9 protein-coding genes are annotated in these 13037 nt (G+C 55.7%); 3 read left to right on the forward strand and 6 right to left on the reverse strand.

Translation table 11 applies throughout. From position 1 onward, the window contains the following. Positions 1 to 176: 176 nt before the first annotated feature. The 5 genes from AC1Q6J_RS20470 to AC1Q6J_RS20490 form a co-directional block, all read right to left on the reverse strand. Complete coding sequence (locus AC1Q6J_RS20470) at positions 177 to 2882, reverse strand: ORC-CDC6 family AAA ATPase (RefSeq protein WP_492281023.1); 2706 nt, start codon at positions 2880 to 2882, stop codon at positions 177 to 179. After that, a complete protein-coding gene (locus tag AC1Q6J_RS20475) occupies positions 2861 to 3670 on the reverse strand; it encodes a hypothetical protein (protein ID WP_492281024.1) in 810 nt (269 codons plus the stop codon). Before AC1Q6J_RS20475 ends, AC1Q6J_RS20470 begins: the two co-directional genes overlap by 22 nt. A 169-nt stretch (positions 3671 to 3839) precedes the next feature. After that, on the reverse strand, positions 3840 to 5036 hold the full coding sequence (locus tag AC1Q6J_RS20480) for a hypothetical protein (RefSeq protein ID WP_492281025.1): 1197 nt from the start codon (positions 5034 to 5036) through the stop codon (positions 3840 to 3842). Positions 5037 to 5092: 56 nt separating this feature from the next. After that, positions 5093 to 5506: a very short patch repair endonuclease gene (locus tag AC1Q6J_RS20485; protein WP_492281026.1), complete on the reverse strand. Its 414-nt coding sequence runs from the start codon at positions 5504 to 5506 to the stop codon at positions 5093 to 5095. A gap of 42 nt (positions 5507 to 5548) precedes the next feature. Further along, a complete protein-coding gene (locus AC1Q6J_RS20490) occupies positions 5549 to 6616 on the reverse strand; it encodes a DNA cytosine methyltransferase (protein WP_492281027.1) in 1068 nt (355 codons plus the stop codon). An 821-nt stretch (positions 6617 to 7437) separates the two neighbouring features. Here AC1Q6J_RS20490 and AC1Q6J_RS20495 point away from each other — a divergent pair. The 3 genes from AC1Q6J_RS20495 to terL are packed head-to-tail and all read left to right on the forward strand — an operon-like array spanning position 7438 to position 11202. After that, positions 7438 to 8877, forward strand: a complete 1440-nt coding sequence (locus AC1Q6J_RS20495; RefSeq protein WP_034459206.1) for a site-specific DNA-methyltransferase — start codon at positions 7438 to 7440, stop codon at positions 8875 to 8877. After that, complete coding sequence (locus AC1Q6J_RS20500) at positions 8792 to 9256, forward strand: DUF5681 domain-containing protein (RefSeq protein WP_244434391.1); 465 nt, start codon at positions 8792 to 8794, stop codon at positions 9254 to 9256. The genes AC1Q6J_RS20495 and AC1Q6J_RS20500 overlap by 86 nt, the downstream gene beginning before the upstream one ends. Beyond that, positions 9256 to 11202 carry a phage terminase large subunit gene (gene terL, locus AC1Q6J_RS20505; protein WP_024921945.1) on the forward strand — a complete coding sequence of 649 codons (1947 nt, stop codon included), beginning with the start codon at positions 9256 to 9258 and terminating at the stop codon, positions 11200 to 11202. Before AC1Q6J_RS20500 ends, terL begins: the two co-directional genes overlap by 1 nt. Positions 11203 to 11724: 522 nt before the next feature. Here the strand turns inward: terL and glcF are convergent. Then, complete coding sequence (gene glcF / locus AC1Q6J_RS20510) at positions 11725 to 13026, reverse strand: glycolate oxidase subunit GlcF (protein WP_002713027.1); 1302 nt, start codon at positions 13024 to 13026, stop codon at positions 11725 to 11727. Between the last annotated feature and the right edge of the window lie 11 nt (positions 13027 to 13037).

The raw sequence follows: 13037 nt of genomic DNA on the forward strand, positions 1-13037 counted from the left end.
CTCTTCCGTGAACCTGCTCTTACGCATCGTCCGTCTCCTCGATTGGAGAACAGAACCCTAACTTATAATCGGGGGCGTTTCAGGGGAGCAGGTCAGTTTGGTTACCACAACTTCGATTCCCCGACGGAAACTACGCGATCGCCTTCAGTTTTGAACAGTAAGCTTTAGCCGCGCACCTATACGTCGCTTCGATCCAGCCGAAAGTAACGCGTCTCGCCCGCACCCTTTGTAAATCTCGCTGAATCGAATTTGGCCGGGCGTACGTACCAGCATTGCGTGATCTTACAGACTGACGAGACCGAGGCGCATGCTACGGCCTCCATTTTAGAGCCGGTAAGCCCGACCTCAAAATTAAAGCCCTGGCGTACATACCATTTGTTGAAGCCCCTGAGCAGGAATGCCGTCGCCTTTTCCAAGTCATCCGAATTGATATACGTCACCTCCGAACTGGCGCTGTCCGTCGCCGCAATCTCGGCAATTTGCTTGGCCACTCGGTTCCGAGGAGTTGATCCCTCCGGTGCGACCACCTCAAGACGGTCAATCATATGGTTGTCGATTAAAGAAAGAAGGCGCTCATGCTTCGGAGATGCGAATGCAAACAACACATTGCGCCTTGTTTCGTCGGCGTCGGCCTGAAGCAGCGGCAGACATTCATAGGGCCCGATCTCGCCAGTTAAGATGCCCGAGAGGGTATCGAAGAATTTTTGCCGGTTATGCTGCTCTTCCGCCTTGAGCAGGGCTTTCATATCGCGATCAGTCGGATAGTAGCTCTTTGCCTGCGTATGAGCGACCAGAACCGTGCCAGATTTTTGCAATCCATCGCGCACGGCATGAAATATGACGGGTTTGGCTAATCCCGTTACATCAATCAACGCGGGTTCACTTGTGAGCGGCAACCCGTCGGCAATCGCGGTGCGATATGGGATGAGCTTGATCTCGGCCCCCCAGTTCTTGAGGGTATCCAAAATCTCTTTTGACCGGCCCGAGTCCTCATATTGGATGGCAAGCACTTTTGTCGGCGGCAGCGCCTTGGTCAGGGCGCGCACGGACGCCAACGTGCGATCTTCAAAGCCGAGGCCAATGACAATTTGTGTCGGCTTTGCCGCGGCCGCTTCTCGACCGTTGAGTGTCTTAACTTTGATGCTTTGCGTCGGAAGGCGGGCGAGGTCCGGAGACGGCTCCTCCAGAGTCTTTCGCAGCGCGGGCTGTGCTTGCGGCAGATTCTCAAAGAGATCCATTGTGGTCTTGGCCGCAAGTGTCGTGACCGTCGGCTCGATGGCCGGTTCCTCCGCTTCGGTATCGTCCTCTTCCGCGAGAGGCCCCCCAAGGTTGCGCATCAGAATTTCTTTGCCGGCCGCCGGATTTGCGAGCCATTCTTCTAAGTTCGCTCCGGACAGCTCGAACCGATCTCTTTCGGCGAGACCGATGAAATTGGTCAAACCGTAGATGCGCCTGAAGGTAAGCTTGAATTGGAGTATCGGATCGGAGTCCTTTGTCTTCGTTCGCGGGCTTCCGCCTGTGAAGACGAACACTCCGGCATCGATCAGATCGCGAAGTTGGGCCATCTGCTTGCCAGTGTCGCCCGTGGTAACGCGTACATAGATGGAGGAATATTGCCGGAGGCGGCGCGCAGTCTTTCCGTTCTTCCTTGCTTCCTTGAAAGACTTGAGAAGTAGTTCGTAAGAGGCTTCCGCAAATGACCGCGCCACATCCTTCAGCTCGCTACGACGGCGGTTGAGATCGTAGAGACGATGCGAGCAGTGGTCCTGGAAGCAGTCGCACTGGACTTGCGCCGGGACGGGAATTCGGCCGTTTGCGGCTTTGATGATCCGTTCATACAGGCTGATTACGTCGCCGATGTCGCCGACGCAGACGTGGGCGAGCGCCGTGATGCCGCGATAGACTTCCTTGCGTTTGCTTGAGGTAGAAGCGCTCTCGGCGATTTCCCGCGCGATCGTCTCCATGTTCTCGTCGCCAAGCAGTTGTGACGGTGTCGCTCGCGGATGAGCGGAGAAATGTTCGGCACGCTGCTCCAGAATTCGCTCGACGAACTGCTTGCCCTGCGGGCCCTTTATCTTGTCGTAGACTTCTGAGCCGAGGTCGAATACGGAGTAATCGCGGCCCTCCCGGGCCGGGAAATTTTCCCCGGGCGTTTTAAGCTCCAATTCCATGGTTTGCACTTCAGAGGTGATCTTGAATGCGCAAACAGGATGTTGGAACAACAACGCCGAAAGCAACTCGCGGATCGGGCCACCTTTGAGGTAGCGGGTTGAAACGTCGTCAAGCAGAAACAGTACGCGACCTGCCATCCAGTGCGGGGAGCACACCCGAATGCTCTCTGCCAGATGAATGAACGCGTCGCTCGGGTTAACCTGCAAGCGCAGACTGTTGCCCGGCTGGCTGTGCTGCACAAGCGCCTTACTCAGGCGGGCATCGAAGTCGTCGAGATCGAGGGCGGCGGCCAGTTCACTAGAATTGGTGAGGATGTCGGTCAACGCCCTGCCGATCACTTTATGGGCATGCTCGTTGACGCCGGCGGCGTTGATATCGCGCAAATGCATAATCGAACGTACGGCTTCGACCGCGTACGCCAGTATCAGGCGCGCAAATGGATCAGCGTTTGTTGTCTGCCCGGGATCGCGCCGGTCGATAAGCCTTTGAGCCGAGACGAACAGGCCCATGTATCCATCGCTGCTGATGCGTCCAATGACGGCTTCGGCGCTTTCCCCGCGCGCCTGTGAAGCGCGTGCGTGAAACTGAAGCGCGCGCAGCAGCATCGTCTTGCCGCATCCGCGCATCCCTGTGATGATCTGGGGACCCGGCGTGCTGATCTGCTTTAGCCATGTTCCTTCCGGATCGATCAGAAGGCCGGCACATGCCACGGTTCGAGAGTCAACGCGTTGTAGGCGGAACCGAAGCTCGTCAAGGCCAGCGGCTGTCGCCAAGACCGCCACGAATGGCGCGGTATCATCTCATAGGCCAGTCGTACTTGGCGGATGAGGTCTTGCGCAGCCGGAAAGCGCGTGTTCTCGGCTGGCGCGGCCAGCACTTGAAAAATGTCTTGTAGCGTGCTCGCTAGGCGGAAATCATGATCGGAAACCTGATCGGGGTTTGCCAACAGTCGCGCGCTCAGGCGGGCAATATGCTCAGCAATCCGACTGATATCGCCTTCGCGTTGCTTGGTGGGATCGCTCTTAGTTTGTGCCGCGGCGGAGCCGAGATCGATGGCAACCGCCCGTATGGAGGGGTCTACCGCGTCAGCGCGAAAGCTGTCCTTCTTAAGCCCCTCGACGATGATATTTCCGGCATGCAAGTCATTGTGAAATACCTGCTTGCGCTCAAGCTCTTCGCGAAGGCGCAAGAGATCGATGGCCATCTGCGCCGCGATGGCCGCGGTCACCTTCTGCTCGCCGTCGAAGTAGTCGGTGAGAAGGGGACCGTCGACAAAATCGAGTTCGGCGACGCAACACGAGAGCGACTGGTCGCCGAATTGAACCTCTACATCGGGAAGCATGTCGCGGATTTTCACGAGGTGCTCGGTCCCCTCCGCCACATCGAGGTGCAACTGGCATTCTTGCTCGAAATTCTTCCCGGGGAAGAATTCGTAGAATGATTTCGGCGTAACCTTCAGAACGGACTTGTTGCGCAGTCCTATTTTGCGCTCGGCCACGTATGTCGCGGCATAAAAGCCCCGACCCAAAGGCCGGAGAATCCTGAACGGTCCTATTTCCGCAGGGGCGCAGCTTAGCGGGAAACCGAAAGGCCGGCCGCAACTCGGGCAGGGATCGGTCATCTCATTGTCGTTATAGGTCGCTGCGGGACAAAAGAAGCAACAATAGCTAGGCACGGACAAATTCCTCCAGACCGACAGCGTAGTCCATCAGCTCGATAACGTGGAAGCATTTCATTAAAGGCTCCGTGCAAGCGGCCCAAAGCGCGTCGGTCGCGCGAACCGATGCAAGTATTTCTCCGTTCTTAACGAAGCTGCCCGGTCTTTTGCGGAGAATCAGGCCGACGTTGTCCGGGAATGACTCTTCGTTGGTGGGCGCGTTCACGGCAACGAATACCGAGCGTAGCCCGGCGAGGTCGAGCGAGAAAAAGCCGCTCTGCCGTGCAGCGATCTCCTTCCGAGGCGATCGTGCAATCGACTCTGCCTTGTTGAGGAAGCCTTCCTCTGTCCCACCTTGCGCGGCAATGTTCTCGAAGAACGGCTTCGCAAGTTCCTCTGTGAGCGGTGATCGGCCGGAACGCAGAGCGCCGACATGCGCCACGAGCAACAAGCATCGATCGGCATGTTCGGAGAGCCAAGGATCGGGGTGACCTTCGACCAACTCACGAAGCGCCAGCAGAGATTCTCCCCGCCCAATGTACGGTTGATAAGGACTGCGAGCATCGGTCAGCCCGGCTACGGCATCAAGTCCCACCGTCTTTGCCGCCAAGCAGAACGATTGAGCCGCCTTCCTCGCTGTGGCGAAATTGCCGCCAAAGTTGCCGTGAGGAGCAACCCGGACATCAAGGCCAGCCAGCTTAACGCCACATGCTATCTTCTTTGCAAGAATGCTGGCCACCGCCAAGGGAGCCACGTCTTGCGCGCCCGCTTGCTGACGATATCGGAAGAGCGCCGCGTCCAGCGGCGTGAAGCTTGGACCGGCGAGGAAATGCGCGTAGCCGCATTGGTCCAAAACGGCCCGCGCTGCGGGAGCATCCAGGTCGGCTGTGTATCCGGGGATTTGGGCAAGGACATCGACACCTCCCGCCGGCCGGCCCGGTACGCCGAGCTTTGGGACCAGGAAACCGAGGTTGCGCAAATAAAGCGGACATAGCAGTGTCGATAGTGATGACGGTGCCCCGGTCGAGGCGACATCCGCGGTCACAACGTCATCGCGAAAAGTAAGAGTGTTTCCGCTGTGCGCCAGTACCTCCGCAAGTCGGCCGATCTCATCGACTCCCCATGAATCTCCGGCCGCCGAGGCAACAACGGATGCCATCGTCTCGTCGGACGGATTTCGCGCAAGGTCCTCGATCAACTTCAACAAGCGTATCTTCCCTGTACCGACTGTTTTTGAACAGGAGCATTGACGCAGCAGGCGGTCTAATCACCGGACCGAAGAATACTGTCGATGCGTCGAACGACTCGCTCCGGCATCCGCAGTTCGTGCTGCCACAGCCGCAACAATGTCCACCCTTGCTTCTTCAAAGTTCTGTTCACCAATAGGTCGCGTTGACGATTGCGATCCAGCTTCCGTTGCCAAAAATCACGATTTGTCATCGGCATTGTTCCATGGCGCGGACAGTTATGCCAAAAACAACCGTCGACAAATACCGCGATCTTCTCCTTTGGAAATACAAAGTCCGGCTTTCCAAAAACCCGTGATCGCCGCCGCCACCCCGTAATCCCGTTGGCGCGAAATATGGCGATAAGCCGCAGTTCGGTCGCCTTATTGCCCGTTCCTCTCACCCGGGACATGATCTCCGAGCGCTTGTGGGCGGAAAAAACGTCTGTCATCTGGCTCTGTCATCGCCGCGTCGTCCGAGGTCCCGGGAATTTTCAATCCCGAAGAGATCGGCGGGCCGCACGGCCGGGTTTCTCTTTTGCGTTCGCCAAGCTCTTTGCGATTTCGCTCGCGTGGCGGCGAATGAAGGTCGGTGGAAGCGCGTTACCGATCATCAGCGCGACTGACTCCTTGCTCTTGTCGGTCGGGAAGCGGTACCGACGCGGGAATGATTGAAGGACTGCCGCCTCGCGCAGCGTGATGGCGCGGTTCTCGGCCGGGTGAAGAAATCTTCCTTTTGAAGGATTGAAGCACCCGCCCGTGATCGTGGGAGCCGGCTCGTGCCACGCCATGCGGCCGTATACGTCGTTAAATCCGTCTGTACGCTTATGGCATGCAAGCTGTCGTGATTTCGGAAGATCGGTCCGGCTGCCGCCGTCTTTGGGAATGGCGCGTATCAGGTTCAGGATTTTCTCGCTCCGGTTCTCCGGCAGGTTCTGCAGCTTGTCACGGCTGCGACCGGGAGCCTTCAAATCACCGATCGCCTTCCAAACCGTCTTGATGTTGTTCGATTCCTTGGCAAGCGGGACATCGAAGCCGCGTCCGGCGACCAATATCAATCGTTTGCGTCGCTGTGGCACGCCATAGTGACGGGCATCCTTGACATCCCATTCGACCCGGTAACCAAGGCTTCGAAGGTCGCGGCAGAGCTTTTTGAACGACCAATGCTCCGCAAGTCCCGGCACGTTTTCCATCATAATCGCCTTGGGCCGGAATGCGCGAGCAAAGCGCATCATCTCAGTGATGAGACCGTTTCTCTTATCGCGCTTTTGCCTCGCGCCGTTTCGCGTGCGCAAGGCGGAGAAGCCCTGACAAGGCGGACAACCGGCCAACAGATCAAGCTCGCCGACCTCAAGCTTCAGGCGCTTACGGAGCGAGGCGGCCTTCACGTCGAGGATGTCATCGTGGCACACGACGACATCGGAATGGTTCGCCTTGTAAGTCTTGACGGCAAGAGCGTCTTTCTCGATCGCAGCGCGGACTTTGAAGCCCGCAAGCTTCAACCCCAGCGTGAGCCCCCCGCATCCGGAAAATAAATCTATCGCAGTATACTTGGCTTTCATTCACAGAACGCAATTTTGCCGAGGCGCGGCCGAAACAGCCGCGGCCGTATCTTTGACGAATCAGAGACCGTCGCTCAAGTGCTCCTGCAAGTCCTTGAAATGCATACGAGATCGCAGTCGCGCAACCGAGGGAGCAACGCACTATTCGCAGAGGTGTCGTATTTGCCGCTGCGGCGGTGATTCGGGCCGATGCTGAGGACACCGACGTATCGATTCGCTCGAGATCCGCCCGCCGAGGTTCCTTCGGCGCGGACAATCCGTGGTCCACCAGCAGGGCTGCCATACAGACCTTCTCGCGCGAGGAGATGCTGGCGACCAAACTCAGGGCCGTACCCCAGATACCCGCAGAAGAATGGGCGCGGGCGGCTGGCATGCGCACGCAGTTCGGGGTTGTAGAGCGCGATGTGCGAGGCTCACAGACTCTCTGCGAGCGCCGTCGTCGAGAACGGGAGAGGGATGACCGACGCGGATGCTTTGACGAGCGCAGTGGCAACCGGTCCGCCAAACGGTCCGCAGCAAAAATGGCGATTTTGCCAACTGCTTGATCTCATTGGTGGTGCACGCAGTGATTACCCAACCAGTCTCGCGGCGGAAATGGGACAAATAATGGGAAAATCGCGCAAATAGTGCGATTCGAATTTGCAAAATGCAGAAAACCCCCTGCGGCAGAGGCCAATTTTGCGGAATCCGGACAAAAAAATAATTGGGAAAACACATCGTAGAATTGGGAAAATCAGCCAAAGAAATGGGAGGCTTTCCCAATATTTTTGATTCGCGATTCGTGAGTGCACAATCTTTGCACATCAGGCTTGGGGGGCGCTTTGAGCACGCTGGCCATCAAATACAAAGACCCGCGCAAGCTCAAACCTCGCCTCAAGAATCCCCGTACGCATACGCCCCGGCAGATCAAACAGATTGCCGCCAGCATCCAGCAATTTGGTTTTATCAATCCCGTCCTGATCGATGGCTCGGACGGCGTCGTAGCGGGCCATGCGCGGATTACAGCTGCCATATCCCTAGGCATGGCGGACGTTCCGACTGTCAGGGTCGACCACCTCAGCCCAACCCAAATCCGGGCCTATGTTATCGCCGACAATCGGCTTGCAGAGAATGCGGGATGGGACCCTAACCTGCTTGCCCTTGAACTGCAGGAGCTTTCCGTCCAGCCGAATTTCGATGTGACGGTCACTGGTTTTGAGATGGCCGAGATCGATCTGATCGTCGGCCAGGCGGGCGACAGTGGACCAGACGAGGAAGATGCCCTCCCTGAGATCGATCGCTCCCTTCCCGCGGTATCGCGGCACGGAGACTGCTGGCAGATCGGCGACCACGTTCTACTATGCGGAGACGCCCTCAAGCCGGAAAATTATAAACGCCTCCTCCAGGGCAAACGGGCACAAGCGGTGTTTGTTGACCCGCCCTACAACGTGCCGATTGCAGGCAATGTTTCTGGTCTGGGCAAAAAGCAGCACCGGGAATTTGCGATGGCATCAGGCGAGATGAACCGGCAGGAGTTCACGAACTTCCTGCGGCGCGCCTTGAAGAACCTCGCCGCGTTCAGCGTCGACGGCTCAATCCATTTCGTATGCATGGACTGGCGGCATATTCGAGAATTGGCCGATGCTGCCGATGATGTATATACGGAACTCAAGAACATCTGCGTCTGGTCGAAAAGCAATGCCGGTATGGGTTCCTTATACCGCTCCGCTCACGAGTTCGTTTTTGTCTATAAGAATGGCCGCGCCAAGCACATCAATAATGTTGAACTGGGGCGCTTCGGACGAAGCAGAACAAATATTTGGCATTATCCCGGCATGAGCAGTTTCGGGAAGGACCGGGACACCGCGCTTGCCGGGCACCCGACACCGAAACCACTTGCACTGGTCAGCGACGCCATTCTCGATTGCTCAAAACGAGGCGGCATCGTTCTGGATGCGTTTGCCGGCAGCGGCACCACATTGCTCGCGGCTGAAAAGACCGGCCGGCATGGATACGGCATTGAACTGGATTCGCATTATGCTGATCTCATCATTCAACGGTTCAAAGAGATCTATAGCCTGAAAGCCATACATGTAGAATCTGGCTTGAGTTTCGATCGAGTTAAGGCCACGCGGACGGAGCACGACAAGAATGGTCAAGCGGGTACAACGGCTAACATCAGAGCAAAAAAGTCGGATCGACAAAAAATCCTCGAAGGAAAAGCAAAGGCCTCGCGCAAGAGCAACGCACGACACCGACGCTCCGGCCGAAAAGAAAGATAAATATTCGGTTGGACGCGGCAAGCCGCCGAAACATACCCAATTTAGAAAAGGCGATGGCCGACCTCGACCGGGTCGCCCCAAGGGCAGCAAGAATATCGTTACTCTCGTAATGGAAGCTGCGCGCGATCAAGTCACCGTCGCCATCGACGGGAAACGGCGGAAAATATCTAAAGCACAAGCAGCGGCGATACATTTGGCAAACGCAGGTGCAACGGGAAATGAAAAGCTATTATTGAAATTCATCGACGTGATTGCAGACATCGAAGCGCGTGCCGAGGCAGCCAGACCTTCCGAATATCCTTTTAGCGATACCGATCAAATAGTGATCCGGGCAATCTACAAGCGCCTGCGGCCATACGATCAGCGGGAGAGCGACTGATGACTCTATCTCCGGCAAGGATGGTGGCCGAAATCTATCGGCAGGATCTGCTTGCATTCATCCATCGTTCCTTTCTTGAGCTCAATCCAGCGGCGACATTCGAATACAACTGGCATCAGGAATTAATTGCTCGAGCCCTCGAAGATGTTGCCCACGGCAGTTGCAAACGTCTGATCATCAATGTTCCGCCGCGGCACTTGAAATCTCACTCCGCATCCATCGCGTTCCCTGCCTGGTTCCTGGGACACTTTCCGGAGAAGCAGGTGGCATGCGTCTCTTACGCCCAGGATTTTTCCGATACTCTGGCCCGACAGTCTCGTCGCCTCATGGGCAGTGCATTTTATCAGGCCCTGTTCAACACCAGAATTTCTAGCAAAAGAGACACCGTAGCTGATTTCGAAACCACACAGGGTGGCTTCCGGTTCTCTACGTCGGTCGGAGGTGGATTTACGGGTCGTGGCGCAGACGTCATCGTGATCGACGACCCTTTGAAAGCTGATGAAGCATTGTCTGACGCACGACGCCAAGGCGTGAACGAATGGTTCAATAACACCTTGCGCAGCCGTCTCAACAAGCAAGTCGAAGGTGCGATCATCATAGTCATGCAGCGATTGCACGCCGATGATCTGGTCGCCCATGTCCAGAAGATGGAAAACTGGCGAGTGTTATCGTTCTCGGCACTCGCCGAAGAAGACGAATCCTATGAAATTCGAACACCGTACCAAACGACCCAGTTTCGTCGAAAGGCAGGAGATATTCTTCAACCATCCCTGATGCCGCGATCGTCCCTAGATACGCTTCGCGCGTCAGTGACGCCATATCATTTTGCTGCCCAGTATCAACAGAACCCGCAACCGCCGGAAGGCCACATCGTCAAGCGCGAGTGGCTAAAATTCTATACGGCAAACGAAAAGCCTGACGATTTCGGAACAATTCTTCAAAGTTGGGATACAGCCGTGAAGGATACTGAAATTGCAAATTTCAGCGTCTGCACGACTTGGGGGGTTAAGGACAAAAAAGCTTATTTGCTAGACGTTTTTCGCAAAAGACTTTCATTCCCCGATCTAAAGAAATCCGTCGAAAGCCAAGCTGAGCGTCACCATGCGACGGTCGTTTTGATTGAAGACATGTCATCCGGGTCTTCTTTAATCCAACAACTCCGCTCCGAAGGCCTTTCGAAAGTGCAGGCCGCGCCGTCCTTGGACGGTAATAAGATCATGCGATTGTATGGCCAAACGTCGGTGATCGAAAGCGGGTTCGTTCTATTTCCAAAGGCAGCAGATTGGCTCGATACCTACTTAACCGAACTGCTTTCATTCCCGAGCTCCAACTATGACGATCAGGTCGATTCCACGGTCTACGCATTAGCTTGGATCGCTCAAAATCCTAGATGGTCCGGCAATCTCATAAAGCAACCGTGGTTTCATTATTACAGCGAGCTACCAGAGGATCAGCAGTATAAGCGCGTTTTTATGTCTTGGGACACTGCCCTTAACGATGGCGGGCAGAGTGACTGGACTGTGTGCACAATTTGGATGCGACTTGGCGACAAATATTATTTGCTGCACGTAGAGCGGGGCATCTACGAATACCCCCAGCTGTGCAAAGTGTTCGTCGAACTCGTACAAAAGTACGACCCAGAGCAGATCCAGATGGAGGAAACTGCAATAGCAAAAGCACTCAAACGCGAGCGCGGCTTACCACGGCGCGCGTCAATTAAACTTCAGCCTATCGAGCAAGATCGAAGAGGTCGGCTCTATACCCAGCAATCCAAATTTAAAGATGGCAATGTGCGGTTTCCCAAACAAGCTTCGTTCATGTCTCTGGTCGAAAGAGAACTTCTCAGCTATCCGCACGGCGAAACCGATGACATCGTAGATAGCATCAGTCTGGCTCTCCAATACGGTGGTACGGGGTATGACACCACTTTGGGTTGGGTAGGATGAGAAATCTTAAAATCTAGCGACTACGCTGGCATTTCTGCGATCCGGAAGTCTCGACAGGCATGCCTGCTATTAATCCAAGTCCGTTAGATGAGCCGTTTCCTCAGCCGTTAAGCTTATGCGAACGACGTAATAACTCATGTTCATTTTCTGGTCTTGATTTACATCGGCTGAGAAAAGCGTGCCGAAGCCTTTGACTTCTGGCATCGTCCGTTGAACGCGGCAAAGCGCATCACAATGGCTGCCCCACGCGTAACTGGTTAATATCTTGCGATGGCACCTTGGCTTCGACAGTTGATTGATAGGTCTCTGGAACGATCAACATCAGCGGCTGGTTGGCATTGGCTCCCCCAACCGCATGGATTTCCAATTGGTGTACAACGCCATCTTGAAGAGCTCGTATGTCGATGCGTTGAGTTGTTCTCCGGCAGCAACTTTGTACTCGACGAGCTCTGCATACTTTCCCTGAATTTCTCTGAGCTCTTTCGCGACCTTACTTCGGACGTCTGATATGCCTCACGCTACTTAGTCGAAATTACCTTCCATTGCATCTGGCAAGGGACCGCCGGTAGCCCAATCAAGCAACTCCACCGTATGAACAATCGGAATAGCCGTGCCGGCGCCGATTTGCGTTATGCACCCGAGATTGCCGCTCGCGATGATCTGTGGCTTCAGCTTTTCGATATTGGCTACCTTGCGCGACCTGAGCTGGCCGGCGATCTCGGGCTGCAGAACGTTGTACGTGCCTGCCGAGCCGCAGCAGATGTGGCCTTCTGGAACATCACTAACAACGAACCCCATTTGAGTCAGAAGGGATTTCGGTTGATCCACGATGCGCTGACCGTGCTGCATCGAGCAGGCCGAATGATATGCGACCAATTGCCCTGTAGCTCTAGTCGGGCCTTGAAGTCGAAGTGTATGAAGATATTCCGAGATATCTTGTGCAAGCTCGGACACGCGCGCAGCCTTGCTAGCATACGCCTTGTCCTCGCGAAGCATGAACCCATAATCTTTGACGGTCGTTCCGCAACCCGACGCTGTGACGATGATGGCATCGAGTCCATTCTCGTCTAGCTCGCGTGTCCAGACATCGACGTTGCGCCGAGCCGCATCCAGGGCTGAATCTTCATAACCCATATGGTGCACAAGCGCGCCGCAACACCCCTCACCACGCGGACTTGTCACCTCGATGCCGTGACGCCTCAACAACCGGATCGCAGCGTCGTTGATACCGGGAGCGATGACCTGCTGGGCGCAGCCTGTCAGGATCGCAACCCTGCCGCGCCGGTTTCCTTCGTTCAATTCCGGAGGAGCATGTTTACGCGGCCTCAAAGCCGGAGCGAGATCGATCATCGCGCCGAGTTGTGTCCCGCCGGGGAGCCGAACCAGCCATTTCTTTATCGGCCTGACAACCGATGCCGCGAACAGCGCAGGCCTGAGCCATTTCGGATTCGGCAACACCGCGGCCAGTGCGCTCCGCAGAACACGATCGATCAAGGGACGTTTGTAGGTCTCTGTAATGTGAGCCCGCGCATGATCCACCAGATGCATGTAGTGGACCCCTGAGGGGCATGTGGTCATGCACGAAAGACAGGAAAGGCAGCGATCGATATGCTTGACCACCTTCTCGCTTGCGGGCTTCTCATTCTCGAACATATCCTTGATGAGGTAAATTCTCCCGCGCGGACTGTCGAGTTCATCTCCCAGCAACAGATAGGTCGGGCATGTGGCGGTACAAAAACCACAATGAACGCAAGCACGGAGAATTTTCTCCGATTCACGCATGTGCGACTCGGCAAGCGCGACCAGCGAGAAGTTCGTTTGCATGGAATTCCTGT

The organism is Afipia sp. MLSD5-FHT05B12 (assembly GCF_058793355.1).